This is a genomic window from Geotalea uraniireducens (assembly GCF_027943965.1).
Classification (GTDB): Bacteria; Desulfobacterota; Desulfuromonadia; order Geobacterales; family Geobacteraceae; genus Geobacter; species Geobacter uraniireducens.
The window spans coordinates 70409-86766 of record NZ_AP027151.1 but is presented as its reverse complement, the minus strand read 5'-3'; the positions used below and the strand labels follow the sequence as shown (position 1 = coordinate 86766).

The following is a 16358-nucleotide window of genomic DNA, read 5'->3' as shown; positions in this document are numbered from 1 at the left end:
GTGAATCGCAACACTATTACTGTCGCACGTCACGGCGTCTGATCACGTGTCAATTTCACATTTACTACGCGTGACATAAATCGCCAACAATCGAATCAACACTCTCAAAATCCGAGGATTTCACAAAACCAATAACAAGCGATTGTGCACACGGCATATCTCACTAAGTAAGAAAATCCGAGACTGAAGTGGTTTTTTCTTGTTTTCGCCGTAGATGGTGGACTGGAATCAGACGAAAGAATCCAACTGTTGTGTATTGCATGCCGGAGCAATACTGGGTCAAATGGTTGTCCTGTTTGGCACAGGTCTTTGCAGCCGACAAAGCTTGCGAGACATTGAAACAGATCATCCAGAGGGCTCCTTCAGGGATATCCTTACCCCTACTGGATTACCAACCGCTCAATCGTAAGCGAGCCGCTCTGAATGACCAAATTCCCTTTGAGTGTCGTATAACCGTAATTACTTGCGTAAAGCATGTCGTAACCACCCTTAAGGATAAGGTCCTTACTGCCGTTGCAGGTTAAATTTTCAACGAAGTCAGTTCCCCACGCTTTGATGATGGCATGTGATAAGGCATCATCATAAGCGAGCTGGATTGCTGCAAAATAGTTTACCGTGCCATCAATCCATGCCATGCGTTCAATATCCTTGGCAAATATTACGGTAAGGTTCCGATCATTATCCATTGTTAGCACGCAGTCCGGATTCGTTCCGTCACAGGCGCCAAGCCAGTTGGAAAACAACGAATACTCAGTCGCTTCTGCGTGTAGATTGACCACAGATCCAGGAGTAAATGGAATACTACCGCTGGTATTGAAAGAAAGGATTCCCGGGCTCCCGGTCGCAGTTCCCGTTACAGTGCCGCTGCCAGTGCCGGAAAAATCGAGTGTCAGTACCAAAGGAGCCTGTGGGATAACGCTATTGGATGTCGACGAAGCTGAACTAGGCCCCAACTCGTTGGTCGCGGTTACCGTAAAGGTGTAGGAGATACCATTGATTAATCCGGTCACCGTTATCGGGCTCGCCAGACCAATTGCGGTTATCATGCCCGGATAGGCAGTTGCAGTATAGCTGGTTATCGCACTACCACCATCAGACGCCGGAGCAGTGAAACTGACTGTAGCTTGAGTATTGCCAGCAGTAGCGAATACATTGAGGGGTACGCCTGGGACGGTAACGACTGATTCAAATTTAACGTATTTCAGGGCGCCTCCACCCGTACCATCAATCGCTTCATAATAACTGATATGGGGATTATTTCTGTCTAAAGCCAGAGAATTGCTCATCCCGGGACTGCCAACACTATCGACGGTCTGTATTTGCCACATGCTGCCGTCCCAAGCGGCATATTTTAATGACATCGGCACATGGAATTGATCACAATAGCTGATACAAGGCCGATCTTCGCTATCCAAAGCGAGGGAATTCGGAAGAAAGTACATGCCGGGGCGTTCATCGACAATTTGGAATTGCCATGCATTGCCGACCAATGTAGCGTATTTCAAGCTATAATCGCCCCCCATATAGCTGATACATGGCCGGTCTGCGCTGTCCAGAGCGAGAGACGGATTCTTGCCTGCATCGCCTTGATCGTCGACAGTCTGGATTTGCCACAAGGACCCGTCCCAGGTTGCATATTTCAGCTTGCCGCTCGCCGTACCAAAATCTCGATAAGCAATGTGCGGCCGCCCTTGATGATCGAGGGCTAGCGAATTATACTCGCCGACTCTTCCGCCACGTTCAACAGTTTGAACTTGCCACTGCTGACCATCCCAATGCGCATACATCAGATCTGCCTGAAGCACGACCAAGTTGTCGATCTTTACATAGTAAGGCCTAAAATAGCTAATGTGAGGGATGTCTGAGCTGTCCAGAACAAGTGATGGCGAGCCACCAGCGTAACTAATCGTCGTAATATTCCATACCGAACCATCCCACCGGGCGTATTTCAACCTGGCTTGATTGTCATGGTAACTGATGCAGGGTCTGCCTGCGCCGTCCAAAGCCAATGAGCTATTAAACCCGACGTCTCCCGTCCAATCGACATACTGGATGTCCCATTTCGTGCCGTTCCAATACGCATATTTCAGATAATCGGTCATAGCCCACCAATCGTATTCACGGTAACTGATATGTGGATACCCTGAAGCATCTATTGCCAGGGAGTTGTCAGCGCCTTTATCTCCATACTGGTCGACGGTTTGACTCTCCCAGATAATCGCCGCGATGTTTGCTGGTACAATGCCCGTCGCGACACCGGCAATTTCCCTCCCGCGTGCTTCGCGCAAAGTGACGATGAGTTCGAGGAAAAGCATGCACACCACGGCCACCATCCCAGCCGTCCGAAAGATCGACTTTCTCATTTTCCCCCTCCTGCAGTCAGTCAATCCGGACCAGAGGCAAAAAAAGCGGATGCCGAGATGCTGACCGTCAGTATGGGCCATCCTGAGAATCCGGCTGACCAAGTTCAATGAAACAATCGCAAGGAGGAAGCGCCATCTCTGGCAGAGGGTGAGTCAATCAATTCAGCCGAAATGTCCGGAGAAGATCCCATTATAAGCCGATGTACTGTCTTCATGGGCAACCGCGCAAACACCATTAGACAATACCAATGCTAGAAGGTAAGTCCCCGATGTCAATCTATTCTTTGATCGAACGGTGGGATGTACAGCATGTCAGTATTCTCACTCCGCCCGCAGGCGGTAGCCGACCCCCGGTTCGGTAAGGATGTAGCGAGGCCGGGCGGGGTCCGGCTCGATCTTGCGGCGCAGGTTGCTGATGTTCACCCGCAGGACGTGCGGCTGCTCCAGGTAGACCACCCCCCAGATCTGGCGGAGAATCTGGCTGTGGGTCAGCACCTTGCCGGCATGGGTGACCAATAGCCGCAGCAGCTCGTATTCGGTAGGGGTCAGCTGGACCTCGGCACCGGCCGCCGTCACCCGGCGGCGCGGCAGGTCCACCTCCAGCTCGCCGACCCGGTAGACCGGCTCCGGCGCCTGCTGCACCGAGCGGCGAAGCGCCACCCTGATCCGCGCCAGCAGCTCGGCGATACCGAAGGGCTTGGTCAGGTAATCGTCGGCGCCGGCGTCCAGCGCCCGCACCTTGTCGTCTTCCCGCTCCCGCACCGAGAGGACAATGATCGGCACCGGCGACCACTCCCGGATTCGCCGGATCACTTCCACCCCGTCCAGGTCCGGCAGGCCGAGATCGAGGAGGATCAGATCGGGACGGACCGCCGCGGCCGCCGCCAGCGCCGCGTGGCCGGTCTCGGCCCGGTGGAGGGAGAATTCGCCGGCGTCGAGGACCGTCTGGAGAAAGCGCTGGATCGCCGCCTCGTCGTCCACCACCAGGATGCGGGGCAAATTGGCGCTATTCAGTTCATTGGCCATGGCGTCCTTTCTTCGGCGCCGCTGCTGCCAGCGCCAGCCTGACGATCACCCGCAACCCGCCGCCGGCCCGGTTCTCGGCCCGGATCTCGCCGCCGTGGGCCTCGACGATCCCCTTGCAGATCGACAGGCCGAGGCCGGTCCCCCCGGCGCCTTCCGGTACCGGAATCCGGTAGAACTTGTCGAAGATCCGCTCCAGGTCCTGGCGAGGAACGCCCGGTCCCCGGTCGGCCACCGCCATGATCAGCCAGCCGTCGTCAAGGCGGGCGTAGACTTCGAGCGGTGCCGCCGGCGGCGAATATTTCAGCGCATTGTCCAAAAGGTTGATCAACACCTGGATCATCAGCACCATGTCCATCGGTACCAAAGGCAAGTCCAGGGGAATTCGCACCTCGACCGGCCGGTCGCCGAGCCGCGCGTCGAGGGCGGCTAGGGCACAACCGACCAGATCCTGGACGTCGCACGGTTCCAGGTTGAGCCTGACCGCCCCCGCTTCGAGGCGGGTCATGTCGAGCAGGTTGCCGACGAAACGGTTGAGGCGCGCCGCCTCTTCGCAGGCGGTTTCGAGCAGTTCCCGGCGCGAGCGGTCGTTCAGCAGCTCCCCCTCGTCGCGGAGCGAACTCAGCACCCCAGTAATCGAGGCGAGCGGCGTGCGGAGATCGTGGGAAACGGAGTTGAGCAGCGCCCGTTCCAGGTTTTCCCGTGCCTGGAGGATTTCCGCCTGTTCCGCCTGGCGGGAGAACTGGACCCGCTCCATGGCCATGGCGGTTTGGCTGGCGAAGGCGTCAAGCAGCCGGCGTTTCTGTTCCGACCGGGAGGCGGCATCGTCCGGCAGGCGAATCCCGAGCACTCCGAGGACGCTCGCCGCGGTCTGCAGCGGCAGATAGAGGAGCGCCGCCGAGCCGAGGGTGCCGGTCCCCCGCCCGGCCGCCTGGCGGTTACGAAAGGCCCAGTCGGCCACCGCCCGCTCCTTCTCGTCGAGGGCCAGGCCGCCGCTGGCCCCGCCGATCGCCAGGGTCGCCCCCTCCGGCAGGAATACCGCCAGTTTGGCTCCCAGCGTCTCTTCGATGTTGCGGATGACCCCGTGGATGATCGCTTCGAGATCGACGGCGGCGGCCAGATCGCGGCTGAGGTAGTAAAGACAGGCGGTCTGCACCTCCCGCTCCCGCACCGCCTCGGCCCGCTCCCGGGATCGGGCGACCAGGGTGCTGATCACCACCCCGACGATGAACAGGGCGGCAAAGGTAATCAGGTATTCGGTATCGGCCACGGCAAAGGTCAGCCGCGGCGGCACGAAGAGGAAATCGAAGGCGAGCACCCCGAGAAAGGCAGTCAGAACCGCCGGCCGCCGGCCGAACCGGATTGCCGACAACACTACCGCCAGGAGGTAGATCATCACCATGTTGGTCGGCTGGAGGAACGGCTTCACCAGCAGGCAGATCAGCGAGGCGGCAGCCACCAGCCCAAGGCTCGCCAGGTAGCCGGGCACCGCCGGCGCTTGCGCCGGTTTTCCGGGGCGCCGCTCCTCCCCCACGCCCGGGGCGAAGCTGACCACCACCACGTCGATCACGCCGCTCAGCCGGATCAGCTGGTCGACGATAGGAGGCGACAGCAGCTCCCGCCAGCGGGGCTTGGCCGGCTTGCCGACCACGATCTTGGTGACGTTGTGCCGGACCGCGTAATCGATCAGCGCATCGGCCACCGCATTCCCCGTCACGTTAGCCACCTGGGCGCCAAGACTCTCCGCCAGCCGCAGATCGCGCCAGACCCGTTCGCGGTTTTCCTGCACGTACTTGTCGCCCCCCGGCGTTTCGACATAGACAGTGAACCAGGGGGCCTTCAGCTCGTCCGCCAGCCGGCGGGTCGCCCGGATCAGCCGCTCGCTGTAAGGGCTGCCGCTGACGCAGACCAGGAGTCGCTCAGCCGCCGGCCAGGGGCCGGGAATCGCCCGCGTCTCCATGTACGCCCGCATCTGTTCGTCGACCCGGACGGCGGCCCGGCGCAGCGACAGCTCCCGCAGTGCCATCAGGTTCCCCTGCTTGAAGAACTTGTCAAGGGCCCAGGCGGCCTGCGCCGGGATGTAGACTTTCCCCTCCCGGAGCCGCTGGAGAAGCTCCTCCGGCGGGATATCGACCAGCCGGATCTCCACCGCTTCATCGAGAAGGCGATCGGGAACGGTCTCCCGGACGACGATGCCGGTAATCTGCGCCACGGTATCGTTCAGGCTCTCGAAATGCTGGACGTTGACCGTGGTATAGACGTCGATCCCGGCGGCAAGCAGTTCCTCCACATCCTGCCAGCGCTTCTCGTGCCGCGCGCCGGGGGCGTTGCTATGGGCCAGCTCGTCAACCAGGGCGATCTGCGGCCGGCGGGCCAGCACCGCGTCCAGGTCCAGTTCCGCCAGCGTCACCCCCTCGTAGGCGACCCGGACCACCGGGATGATCTCCAGCTCCTCCAGCAGGGCATCGGTCTCGGAACGGCCGTGGGACTCGACGTACGCCGCCACCACGTCCCGCCCTTCCAGCTGCCGGAGCCGGGCCGCCTCCAGCATCGCGTAGGTCTTCCCCACCCCGGCGGCGTAGCCGAGAAAGATTTTCAGCTTTCCCCGCGTGGCGCCGGCTTCTTCGGCCTGGGCCAGTTTCAGCAGGGCCTCGGGGGAGGGGCGGTTATCGTCGTGGTTGCCGTTCATGGCGACAGTCTATCCAGTTCCAGGTTCAATTCAAGCACATTTACCCGCGGCGCGCCGAGAAAACCGAGCCGCCGCTCTTCGGTCCGGTCGGCCACCAGTTGGGCCAGCCGGGCAACGCTCACCCCGCGGGCTCTGGCCACCCGGGGGATCTGCACCGCTGCCGCCGTCGGCGAAAGGTGGGGATCGAGGCCGCTGGCCGAGGCCTGGACCAGATCGGCGGGGAGCGGACCGTCGATGCCGGCGGCACGGAGTGCCGCCACCCGTTCCGCCACCGCCCGGAGGTAGGCGGGATTGGTGGGGCCGGCATTGGCACCACCAGACGCCAGCGGATTGTACGGGAAGCCGGCGGTGGCCGACGGCCGGGGCCAGAAGTACCGGTCGGCGGAGAACGGCTGGCCGATCAGCCGTGAGCCGATCACGCGGCCGGCCCGGTCGGTAATGAAGCTTCCTGCCGCCTGCTGCGGAAAGAAGGTGCGGGCAATGCCGGTGACCACCGCCGGGTAGATGCCGCCGCAGATGGCGGTGAAGATGATGAAAAAGAGGATTGCCGGTTTCAGCTCTTTCATGATGTTCTCCCGGAGGATTCTTGCATAATCGGGGATCGCCGGATCCGCCTTTACACGAACAGCCTCACCAGCAGATCGACCACCTTGATCCCGGCAAACGGCGCAAGCATCCCCCCCACCCCGTAGATGAGCAGATTGTGAATGAGGAGCTTTTCGGCCGGCAGCGGGCGGAATTTGGTTCCCTTGAGCGCCAGCGGCACCAGCAGCGGAATGATCAGCGCGTTGAAGATCACCGCCGAGAGGATCGCCGAGCGGGGCGTCGCCAGCTGCATGACGTTGAGCACCGCCAGCGGCGGGTAGATCGAGAGCAGCATCGCCGGGATGATCGCGAAGTACTTGGCGACGTCGTTGGCGATGCTGAAGGTGGTCAGGTTGCCGCGGGTCATCAGGATCTGCTTCCCGACTTCGACGATGTCGAGGAGCTTGGTCGGGTTCGAATCGAGATCGATGATATTCGCCGCCTCGCGGGCCGGCTGCGTGCCGGTGTTCATCGCCACCGCCACGTCGGCCTGGGCCAGCGCCGGGGCATCGTTGGTGCCGTCGCCGGTCATTGCCACCATGAAGCCCTGCTCCTGGTTTTCCTTGATCAGCCGCAGCTTGTCCTCCGGCTTCGCCTTCGCCAGGAAGTCATCCACCTGGGCCTCGGCGGCAATGGCCGCGGCAGTGAGCGGATTGTCGCCGGTGATCATCACCGTCCGGATACCCATCTGCCGCAGCTGCTGGAACCGCTCCTGAATTCCCCCCTTGATGATGTCCTTCAGGTTGACGACGCCGAAAATCTCGGCATCGCGGCTGACCACCAGCGGCGTCGCCCCGGCCCGGGCGATCCGGTCCACCACTTCTTCCAGAGTGGCAGGGGTGGCAGAAGCACCGAGGCTCCGGGCAAAGGCGACCGTTGAATCCGCCGCCCCTTTCCGGTAGCGCCGGCCGCCGGTGTCGAGTCCGGAAAGGCGGGTCTCGGCGCTGAAGACGATGGCCTGCCCATCGGCGGGGAGAACCGCCTCCAGGCCGTACCGTTTCTTCGCCAGCATGACGATCGAGCGCCCTTCCGGGGTTTCGTCGGTGAGCGAGGCCAGCAGGGCGGCCTCGGCCAGTTCCTGTTCGCTGTGTCCGCCCACCGGGACAAACTCCACCGCCTCCCGGTTACCGAGGGTGATGGTGCCGGTCTTGTCGAGGAGCAGCACATTGACATCGCCGGCCGCTTCGATGGCCCGCCCCGACAGCGCAATGACGTTCTTCTGGAAGAGCCGGTCCATCCCGGCAATGCCAATGGCCGGCAGCAACGCGGCGATGGTGGTCGGGGCAAGGCAGACGAAAAGGGCGACCAGCACCGTCAGCGATATCGGCGCCCCCCGGCCGGCCGCCTTGACGCTATAGGCGGAGAGCGGGCTGATGTTGGCGCAGACCAGCAGAAATACCGTGGTGAGGGCAACCAGGAGGACTTCCAGGGCAATCTCGTTGGGGGTCTTGCGGCGTTTCGCCCCTTCGATCAGCGAAATCATTCGGTCGAGGAAGGTTTCTCCCGGATTGGCGGTAATCCGGACGACAATCGCGTTGGCGATGACGGTGGTGCCGCCGGTAACGGCGCTCCGGTCGCCACCGGCCTCGCGCACCACCGGCGCCGATTCGCCGGTCACCGCCGCTTCGTTCACCAGCGCGGCCCCGGCCACCACCTCGCCGTCACCGGCGATCAGCTCGCCTGCTTCGACCAGGATGCAATCCCCCTTGCGCAGTGCGGTGGCCGGGACAATCTCGACGGGAGCGTCAAATGCCGGCCTTTTCACCCGCTTGGCGGTCACTTCGGTGCGGGTCTTGCGGAGAGAGGCGGCGCGGGCTTTTCCCCGTCCCTCGGCCAGTGCTTCGGCAAAGGTGGCGAAGATAACCGTCAGCCAGAGCCAGAGCGAAACCAACCCGGTAAAGCGGGCCGACTCCCCTCCCACTCCGCCGAGCGCCAGGGCAAAGGAAATCAGGGTAATGACACTGGCGATCTCCACGGCGAACACCACCGGATTGCGCCAGAGGGTGCGGGGATCGAGCTTTTTGAAGGACTCGACCAGCGCCGCGCACATCAGCCGGCGGTCAAAGATCGAGATCGGTTCCGGAGCGTGTCTGGACATGGATATCTTCTCCGTCGTTACATCCTTGCGTAGGTGCGGCCCCCCATGGCCTCCCGCCTTGTTTGCGGTCGGGCGTGGACGGGCAGGCACGGGGGTTTGCCCCTACCCTCCCATCATCTGCAGCTGCTCGACGATCGGCCCCATCGCCAGGGCGGGGAAAAAGGTCAGCGCGCCGACGATCAGGATCACCAGGGTCAGCCAGAGGGCGAACGGCAGCTTGTCGGTAGGCAGGGTCCCGAGGCTCGGCGGGACGTACTTCTTCACCGCCAGCGATCCGGCCATGGCCAGTGAGGCGACGATCGGCGCGAAGCGACCGACCAGCATGCAGACGGCACCGGTCAGATTATAGAAAACGGTATTGCCGTTCAGCCCGGCAAAGGCGCTGCCGTTGTTGTTGGCCATCGAGGCGAAGGCATAGAGCACCTCGGTGAGGCCGTGGGCGCCGGGGTTCGCCATGGCGGCGCCCCCTGCCGGCACCAGCATGGCGAGCCCGGAAAAGATCAGTACCAGCACGCCGGCGACGAGCACCGTGACGATCGACAGCCACATCTCCCGGACCTCGATCTTTTTGCCGAGGAACTCGGGGGTCCGGCCAATCATCAGCCCGGCAATAAAGACCGCGATCACCACGAAGGCGAGCATGGTGTAGAGCCCGGTGCCAACCCCGCCGAAGACCACTTCGGAGAGGAGAATCAGCCCCAGCGGCATCATCCCGCCGACGGGAGTAAGGGAGTCGTGCATGGTGTTGACCGCGCCGCAGGAGGTACCGGTAGTGGCGACGGTGAACAGGGAGCTGCCGGCCAGGCCGAAGCGGATCTCTTTTCCTTCCATGTTGCTGCCGTAGACGCCAAGCTTCGCCACCAGCGGATTGCCGGCCGACTCGGCCCGGGAGAGAACCCCCATGGCGCAGACGAGGATCGCCAGCATCACCGCCAGCAGCGCCCACCCCTGGCGGGGGTTCCCCACCAGCCGGCCGAAGGTGACGGTTAGTCCGCCGGGGATCAGGAGGATCAGAAAGATCTCCACGATGTTGGTAAGAGGGGTCGGATTTTCGAAGGGGTGGGCCGAGTTGGCGTTGAAGAAACCGCCGCCGTTAGTACCGAGCTCTTTGATCGCCTCCTGGGAAGCGACCGGCCCCATCGGCATGGTTACCTCCCGGGCCGCTCCACCCCACCCCCCCGGTTCCCGGGCAACCGGCTGGAGTAGCGGCACGGTCCGGTACGGGGCGAGATTCTGGATCACCCCCTGGGAGACCAGGAATACGGCGGCAAGCAGCGCCAGCGGCAGCAGGATGTAGAGGATGCTCCGGGTGAGGTCCACCCAGAAATTGCCGATGGCCGTGCTTTTTCGCCGGGCGAAGCCGCGGATCAGGGCGATGGCGACCGCCATCCCGGTGGCGGCAGAGACGAAATTGTGCACGGTAAAGCCGCCCAGCTGGGTGAAATAGCTGGCCGCCGAATCGCCGCCGTAATTCTGCCAGTTGGTGTTGGTCATGAAGCTGACGGCCGTATTGAGGGCCAGGTGCCAGGAGAATGCCGGAAACCGTTGCGGGTTGAGGGGGAGGACGCCCTGGAGGAGCAGCAGGGCAAAAAGGACCGTGCCGCCGAGCAGATTGAACAGAAGGAGGCTGGCAGCATACCGTTTCCAGTCCATCTCCTCGTGCCGATCCACGCCGCAAAGCCGGTAGAGCACGGTTTCGACGGCGGCGGCCAGGGGGGTGAGAACGGTCCGTTCCCCTTGGTAGACCCGGGCCATGTAGCGGCCGAACGGCCCGACCAGAAGCAGCAGAACAGTAAAGAACAGCGTGGTATGCAGCCACTCCTGAAGATTCATCGGCGGCGCTCCTCGGGGCTTTCCCGGTCAAGTGTACCATGTCCCGAACCCTTCCGCAGAGCGGCAACGGGCCGCAGCTCCCAGCGGCGGGTTGCGGCGTCGAAAATCGGCGCTTCACCGCCCTTTGCCGGCGGTGGCTCAACGGTCGTGGCCCCCGCCGGCATCGAGCCGGCCCACTGCCCCTCGTCGGCAACAAAATCCTCGCCCTGGTAGACTCCGCTGTCACAATCGTAGAGATAAATCTTCACGGTGGCTCCTCCCGGAAACGTGGCAAATCCGCTTGTCGGTCCCTGGTGATCAGCATACCGCCCGCCGCCTCAAGGCAGGCTCAAAATGGCCGGAGGAGCTATCAAGAAATCGTCAAGAAGTTCGTGACAATCCTGGCGAATGTTGCCTTGACAAGGGTAAAACCGGTGGGATTATTAAGCACATATTCCTATCACGAAGGAGGCGGACATGAAGAGAATCATTGGCGCCGGGGGGCTGATGGTACTGCTGCTGACTTCGGGCTGCGCGACCCAGGAATTCGTCAAGTCCCAGACGGATCCGCTGGCGGAGCGGCTCGGCAAGCTGGAGCAGAAAGTCAACGATCTGGAAGGGAAAGCGGGGCTGTCGGATGCCGACAAGGCGGCGATCAAGGCGGCGGATGACAAGGCACAGCAGGCGCTCGACGCCGCCAACAAGCTTTCCGTCGACACGCAGAAGGCCGAAGCCGCAGCCCAGCGGGCTGAAGCGGCGGCGGATCGGGCCGAGGCGGCGGCCCAGCAGGCGCAGCACGAAGAGAAGAAATCGGAAAAACTTTTCAAGCTGGAGCAGAAGAAGTAGCCGGTTAACAACCTGGGCGGCCGGCGACCGTGGGGAAGCCGACCGCACCATTCCCCATCCTCACCGATAACGACATGACGCAACGGACCATCTTCCCCTGGTGTACCATTTTTGCCCTAACAGCGCTGTTGGTGGCCCGGCCATGTGCAGGGGCCGAATTCCGGCTCGGCAGCGGGATGATCGGCACCCTGGCCAGCCACGAGATCAGGCAGGGCGAATCGCTGATCGAGCTGGCGCCGCAGTATGACCTCGGCTACAACGAGATCGTCGCCGCCAATCAGGAGCTCGACCCGATCATTCCCGAACCTGGCGCCCGGATCACCATTCCCAGCCGCTGGATCATCCCCGACGTCCCCCTTCGCCGGGGAATCGTCATCAATCTCTCCGAAATGCGGCTTTTTTATTTTCCCTCCCGCCACCCCGACCGGGTCGTCACCTACCCGATCGGCATCGGTGACGAGGGGTGGGAAACGCCGACCGGCACCTATCGGATCGTCGAAAAGATCACCCGGCCCACCTGGCACGTCCCGGCCTCGATCAGGCGGCAGAAGCCCGAATTGCCGAAGGAGGTCCCGCCGGGGCCGGACAACCCGTTGGGCAGCCATGCCCTCCGGCTCTCCCTCCGCTCGGTGCTGATCCACGGCACCGACCGGCCGTTCGGTATCGGCCGCCAAGTCAGCCACGGCTGCATCCATCTCTACCCAAACGATATCCCGAAGCTCTTTGCCGCTGTTCCCGTCGGCACCAAGGTGTCGATCATCCGCCAGCCGGTCAAGCTGGCACTCCTTAACGGCCACGTCTTTGCCGAGGCCCACGGCGGACCGGACGACGACCTCATGGCGACTGCCTTCGGCCTGGTCTTCAGCAAGGGGTTGGCCGACCGAGTCGATCTGCAAAAATTGACGGTAGTGGCCCGTGAAAAGACCGGCATCCCGACCGACGTCAGCCGTTAGGTGAGAGCCGGCCACGCCGTGAAGCGTCAGGGATGGATGTCGATCGGTGTGCCGTCGGGAACCAGTTGCCAGATCTCATCGATCTCGGCGTTGCTGACGGCGATGCACCCTTTCGTCCAGTTCCGGACGAAGTGCCGGTCGGCCAGATCTTCGAACCCCTTGGGGAGACCGTGGATCATGACGTCGCCGCCGGGGGAGACCCCTTTGCTGCGGGCCGCGGCCCGGTCGAGGGCATTGGGATAGGAGATGTGAATGGAGCGGTGATAGGCGCTGGCAGAATTGCGCCGGTCGAGCAGGTAGCACCCCTCGGGGGTCCTGCAATCGCCGGAACGGTCCTTGGGACCGACCGGATGCCTGCCGAGGGCGATCCGGTACGAGCGGATCACCTCGTTTCCCCGGAGCAGCTGCATCAGCCGCCGGCTCTTGAAGACCACAACCCGGTCGACGGGGGCCACTGCCGCCACGGCCGGTGCCGGGCCGGCGGCGACCGCCAGCAGCAGGGCGGCCAGCAGCAGGCTGAACTGTCGGATTCGTTTCGTTGCCATCATTCGGAGTGAATAGCAATTTTCAGACCAGCACGTCAGTCATCCGCTTCGGGCGCGCCGGCGACAACGGCAACACAATGCTGACTTTTTAGGCAGTTTTGCCACCACATGCTGCAATTTACGGCACACCGCTTCCTGTTGACCATGCCGCGCCCTGCCGCCCCGGGCAGCCGGCGTCATGGCCAACCCCCTGATTTGAGTTGGCCGCTGGGCAGCCGACGGCCTATTTTCATACAAATCACTAAAAAAGTATTACGGCGGCATGACGGTTGCTACTCCAATGTTTGACGTGGTCAACGACGACCGGCGACAGTTCGGTTTCGTCTGGCCGCCGGCCGCGGATTCGACCCGGGACGATCTTCCACAAAGGGGGGAACAGATGAGAGTCAAGCGGATAATGATTGTGGCACTGGCCGCGGCAGCCTGCTGTCTGGCGCTGGTTGCCTGCAAGTCCGGCGGCAAGGAAAGTACGGCGGTACAACAGGGCGCCCAGGGGAAACCACCTCTCCGGATTGCCTACAGCGACTGGCCGGGCTGGGTAGCCTGGGAGGTCGGCATCCAGAAGGGATTTTTCAAGGAAGCCGGCGTCAACGTCCAGTTCCTCTGGTTCGAATACGCCCCGTCCATGGATGCCTTTGTCGCCGGCAAGGTGGATGCGGTGGCAATGTCCAACGGCGACACGCTGGTCAACGGTGCCAACGGTAAAAAGGGCGTGATGATCCTGGTCAACGATTACAGCAACGGCAACGACATGATTGTCGCCCGGCCGGGCATCGATTCGATCAAAGCCCTCAAAGGGAAAAAGGTCGCCCTGGAAATCGGCCTCCTGGAACACCTGATGCTTGAGACGGCCCTCAAACAGAACGGGATGAAAATCAGCGACGTCAAACTGATCAACACCCCGACCCACCAGACCGCCCAGACCCTGGCTTCGGGCGACGTGGACGCCATCGCCGCCTGGCAGCCCAACTCGGGACAAGCCCTGAAGGCGGTGAACGGCGCCAAGGCGATCTACACCAGCGCCGACGCCCCAGGCCTCATCTACGACACCCTGGTGGTCGATCCCCAGAGCCTGGCCGACCGCAAAGAGGATTGGCAGAAAGTGGTCAAGGTCTGGTATCGAATCTACGACTACATCAAGGATCCGGCCCACGAGAAAGAGGTCCTCGACATCATGTCGGCGCGGGTCAACGTACCGCCGGCTGAGTATGCCACCTATATGAAAGGGACCCGCTTCCTCTCCCTGGCCGAGGCCAAAGAGGTATTCAAGAAGGGGGACAGCCTGAAATCGCTCTACGGGTCGAGCAAGAACGCCGACGCCTTCAACGTGGCGAACAAGGTCTACAGCAAGCCGCAGAATGTCGATGAGTACATCGACCCCTCGTTCACCATGAACGTGCAGTAAATCGCCGCGGGGGCGGGCGACGGGCACAGCCGCCCGCCCCCGGCAGTCGCCAGGGGCCACCGGGGAAACTGTCGGCGCATTCGAGAGGATTAAACCATGGCACGCGCACGCTACTTCGTCATCTGGAAGGATCTGGACCCCCGCCGGCGCCGGGTTCTGCAGATTTTCTCCTTCATCATCCCCCTGGCGTTCTGGGCGATCGTCAGCTACTGCCCGGCCGTCTGGCATCCGCTGGTCAGGATCACCGCCAGCGGCGATATCGGCCACTTCACGGTCGGCGACCTGGTCAAAAAGGGGGCCTTTGCCCGGGAAAATGCCAAGGCGATGGCCCAGCACCTGATGCCGGCCAGCGGCATCCCGGCCAATCCGATCTACCTCCCCGCCCCCCACGAAGTGGCGATCAGTTTCTACAAGGCATTCACCACCCCGCCCCGACTGCCGGATGAGCCGTGGCTCCACGAAAGCCTCTGGCACAGCATCAAGGTCATCGTCTGGGGTTTTTTGATCTCCTCGCTGCTCGCCGTGCCGCTCGGCATCATCTGCGGCACCTATCGGTTTTTCGCCCACCTGAGCGAACCGTTCGTGGAATTCTTCCGCTACCTGCCGGCCCCGGCCTTTGCCGCGCTGGCGGTGGCGGTACTCGGCATCAACGACGGACCGAAAGTGGCCATCATCGTCATCGGTACCTTCTTCCAGCAGTTGCTAATGATCTCCAATACCACCCAGAAACTCGACCCGGCGCTGATCGAGGCGGCCCAGACTCTCGGGGCGCGGGGCTTCAAGCTGTTCACCAGGGTGGTGATCCCAGGCATCCTGCCGGACATCTACCGGGACATGCGCATTCTGCTCGGCTGGGCCTGGACCTATCTGATCGTCGCCGAAGTGGTGGGAAACAGCACCGGCATCACCTGGTTCATCAACCAGCAGGCCAAGTACCGGATCTACGACAATGTTTACGCCGCCATCATCATGATCGGCATCATTGGCCTGACGACCGACATCTTCCTCGCCTGGCTGGGAAGCCACCTGTTCGTCTGGAAGAGCCGCAAGCGCAGTTTCCTCTCTCGGCTCCGGATCGTCTATGCACCGACCCGAGTCAAATCCGCCTATCAGCAGGTGCCCTATGACAACGCATGAAATCGCCCTTCCCAGCTACCGGCAGCAGAGTCCGGCAGTCCGGGAGCGGTTCCGGAAAATCGCCGCCCGGCCGGTGGTCCTGCGGGTCAACCGGCTCGGCAAGACCTTCGACGGAGTCCAGGGGGCCATCCAGACCCTCCATGATGTCTCTTTCGAGGTGCGGCGCCGCGAATTCATTTCGATCATCGGGCCGTCCGGCTGCGGCAAATCGACCCTGATCCGGATCCTTGCCGGGCTGGAAGAGCCGACCAGCGGCGCCATCCTGCTCGACGAGCGGGAGGTGACCGGCCCCGGCCCCGACCGGGGGATGGTCTTCCAGGGCTATACCCTCTTCCCCTGGCTGACGGTGTTGAAGAACGTCATGTTCGGCCTGGAGGTCTCCCAGGGGTTCGGCAGCCTGTCGGCCGAACAGGAGGCGCGGAGCTGGATCGAGATGGTCGGCCTGCAGGAATTCACCGAGGCGTACCCCCACGAGCTCTCCGGCGGGATGAAGCAGCGGGTGGCGATTGCCCGCGCCCTGGCCAACCGGCCGCGGATCCTCTTGATGGACGAGCCGTTCGGCGCCCTCGACGCGCAGACTCGCGCCAAGATGCAGTCGTACCTGCTGCAGATCTGGAAAAACGTCGATGTCACCATCATCTTCATCACCCACGACCTGGACGAGGCGGTCTACCTCTCCGACCGGATCGTGGTCCTGAAGGCCAATCCGGGGGAAATCCAGGAGATCATCGAAGTGCCAGTGGAACACCCCCGGTCGCCGGAACAGTTCCTTTCCCAGGAATTCCTGGCGACCAAAAAACGGCTCGAAGAGTTGATCCATCCGGCCAAGGAGGGGGATGACCTGCTCCCCATCGTCCGCTTGACGCCAGTTGGTGACGATGTCTATTGAGCCGGTCGCTTTT

At 62.3% G+C, this 16358-nt stretch carries 13 protein-coding genes; 5 read left to right on the top strand and 8 right to left on the bottom strand.

Annotated features, from left to right (window positions below; translation table 11 throughout):
• Window positions 1-380: 380 nt before the first annotated feature.
• The 7 genes from QMN23_RS00400 to QMN23_RS00370 all read right to left on the bottom strand — a co-directional run bounded on the left by QMN23_RS00400 (window position 381) and on the right by QMN23_RS00370 (window position 10839).
• Window positions 381-2363: a fibronectin type III domain-containing protein gene (locus QMN23_RS00400; RefSeq protein WP_282001103.1), complete on the bottom strand. Its 1983-nt coding sequence runs from the start codon at window positions 2361-2363 to the stop codon at window positions 381-383.
• Window positions 2364-2684: 321 nt separating this feature from the next.
• The gene (locus QMN23_RS00395) at window positions 2685-3389 is read right to left on the bottom strand and encodes a response regulator (RefSeq protein ID WP_282001102.1); all 705 of its coding nucleotides are present in this window, start codon (window positions 3387-3389) and stop codon (window positions 2685-2687) included.
• On the bottom strand, window positions 3379-6075 hold the full coding sequence (locus tag QMN23_RS00390) for a sensor histidine kinase (RefSeq protein ID WP_282001101.1): 2697 nt from the start codon (window positions 6073-6075) through the stop codon (window positions 3379-3381). Before QMN23_RS00390 ends, QMN23_RS00395 begins: the two co-directional genes overlap by 11 nt.
• Window positions 6072-6641 carry a potassium-transporting ATPase subunit KdpC gene (gene kdpC / locus QMN23_RS00385; protein ID WP_282001100.1) on the bottom strand — a complete coding sequence of 190 codons (570 nt, stop codon included), beginning with the start codon at window positions 6639-6641 and terminating at the stop codon, window positions 6072-6074. Before kdpC ends, QMN23_RS00390 begins: the two co-directional genes overlap by 4 nt.
• Window positions 6642-6691: 50 nt before the next feature.
• The gene (kdpB, locus tag QMN23_RS00380; RefSeq protein ID WP_282001098.1) at window positions 6692-8758 is read right to left on the bottom strand and encodes a potassium-transporting ATPase subunit KdpB; all 2067 of its coding nucleotides are present in this window, start codon (window positions 8756-8758) and stop codon (window positions 6692-6694) included.
• Window positions 8759-8860: 102 nt separating this feature from the next.
• A complete protein-coding gene (gene kdpA / locus QMN23_RS00375; protein ID WP_282001097.1) occupies window positions 8861-10591 on the bottom strand; it encodes a potassium-transporting ATPase subunit KdpA in 1731 nt (576 codons plus the stop codon).
• On the bottom strand, window positions 10588-10839 hold the full coding sequence (locus QMN23_RS00370; protein ID WP_282001096.1) for a hypothetical protein: 252 nt from the start codon (window positions 10837-10839) through the stop codon (window positions 10588-10590). Before QMN23_RS00370 ends, kdpA begins: the two co-directional genes overlap by 4 nt.
• A gap of 208 nt (window positions 10840-11047) precedes the next feature.
• Between QMN23_RS00370 and QMN23_RS00365 the strand changes: the two genes are divergently transcribed.
• Together QMN23_RS00365 and QMN23_RS00360 are read left to right on the top strand one after the other, a co-directional pair.
• Window positions 11048-11416, top strand: coding sequence for a hypothetical protein (locus tag QMN23_RS00365; RefSeq protein ID WP_282001095.1), 369 nt, complete (start codon window positions 11048-11050; stop codon window positions 11414-11416).
• 29 nt (window positions 11417-11445) lie between these two features.
• Window positions 11446-12369, top strand: coding sequence for a L,D-transpeptidase family protein (locus QMN23_RS00360; RefSeq protein WP_282001093.1), 924 nt, complete (start codon window positions 11446-11448; stop codon window positions 12367-12369).
• Window positions 12370-12395: 26 nt separating this feature from the next.
• Here the strand turns inward: QMN23_RS00360 and QMN23_RS00355 are convergent, their stop codons facing one another.
• Window positions 12396-12917, bottom strand: coding sequence for a L,D-transpeptidase family protein (locus QMN23_RS00355; protein WP_282001091.1), 522 nt, complete (start codon window positions 12915-12917; stop codon window positions 12396-12398).
• Window positions 12918-13194: 277 nt separating this feature from the next.
• Here QMN23_RS00355 and QMN23_RS00350 point away from each other — a divergent pair, with 277 nt between their 5' ends.
• From QMN23_RS00350 to QMN23_RS00340, 3 genes are all read left to right on the top strand, one after another.
• Complete coding sequence (locus QMN23_RS00350; protein ID WP_282001090.1) at window positions 13195-14319, top strand: ABC transporter substrate-binding protein; 1125 nt, start codon at window positions 13195-13197, stop codon at window positions 14317-14319.
• A 96-nt stretch (window positions 14320-14415) separates the two neighbouring features.
• Window positions 14416-15456, top strand: a complete 1041-nt coding sequence (locus tag QMN23_RS00345) for an ABC transporter permease (protein WP_282001089.1) — start codon at window positions 14416-14418, stop codon at window positions 15454-15456.
• Window positions 15443-16345, top strand: coding sequence for an ABC transporter ATP-binding protein (locus tag QMN23_RS00340; protein ID WP_282001087.1), 903 nt, complete (start codon window positions 15443-15445; stop codon window positions 16343-16345). Before QMN23_RS00345 ends, QMN23_RS00340 begins: the two co-directional genes overlap by 14 nt.
• Window positions 16346-16358 lie beyond the last annotated feature (13 nt).

Excerpts from the sequence above, each read along its gene's own strand:
- QMN23_RS00400 (WP_282001103.1), bottom strand. The coding sequence starts at position 2,363 with ATGAGAAAGTCGATCTTTCGGACGGCTGGGATGGTGGCCGTGGTGTGC.
- QMN23_RS00395 (WP_282001102.1), bottom strand. The coding sequence starts at position 3,389 with ATGGCCAATGAACTGAATAGCGCCAATTTGCCCCGCATCCTGGTGGTG.
- QMN23_RS00390 (WP_282001101.1), bottom strand. The coding sequence starts at position 6,075 with ATGAACGGCAACCACGACGATAACCGCCCCTCCCCCGAGGCCCTGCTG.
- kdpC (WP_282001100.1), bottom strand. The coding sequence starts at position 6,641 with ATGAAAGAGCTGAAACCGGCAATCCTCTTTTTCATCATCTTCACCGCC.
- kdpB (WP_282001098.1), bottom strand. The coding sequence starts at position 8,758 with ATGTCCAGACACGCTCCGGAACCGATCTCGATCTTTGACCGCCGGCTG.
- kdpA (WP_282001097.1), bottom strand. The coding sequence starts at position 10,591 with ATGAATCTTCAGGAGTGGCTGCATACCACGCTGTTCTTTACTGTTCTG.
- QMN23_RS00365 (WP_282001095.1), top strand. The coding sequence starts at position 11,048 with ATGAAGAGAATCATTGGCGCCGGGGGGCTGATGGTACTGCTGCTGACT.
- QMN23_RS00355 (WP_282001091.1), bottom strand. The coding sequence starts at position 12,917 with ATGATGGCAACGAAACGAATCCGACAGTTCAGCCTGCTGCTGGCCGCC.
- QMN23_RS00350 (WP_282001090.1), top strand. The coding sequence starts at position 13,195 with ATGTTTGACGTGGTCAACGACGACCGGCGACAGTTCGGTTTCGTCTGG.
- QMN23_RS00345 (WP_282001089.1), top strand. The coding sequence starts at position 14,416 with ATGGCACGCGCACGCTACTTCGTCATCTGGAAGGATCTGGACCCCCGC.
- QMN23_RS00340 (WP_282001087.1), top strand. The coding sequence starts at position 15,443 with ATGACAACGCATGAAATCGCCCTTCCCAGCTACCGGCAGCAGAGTCCG.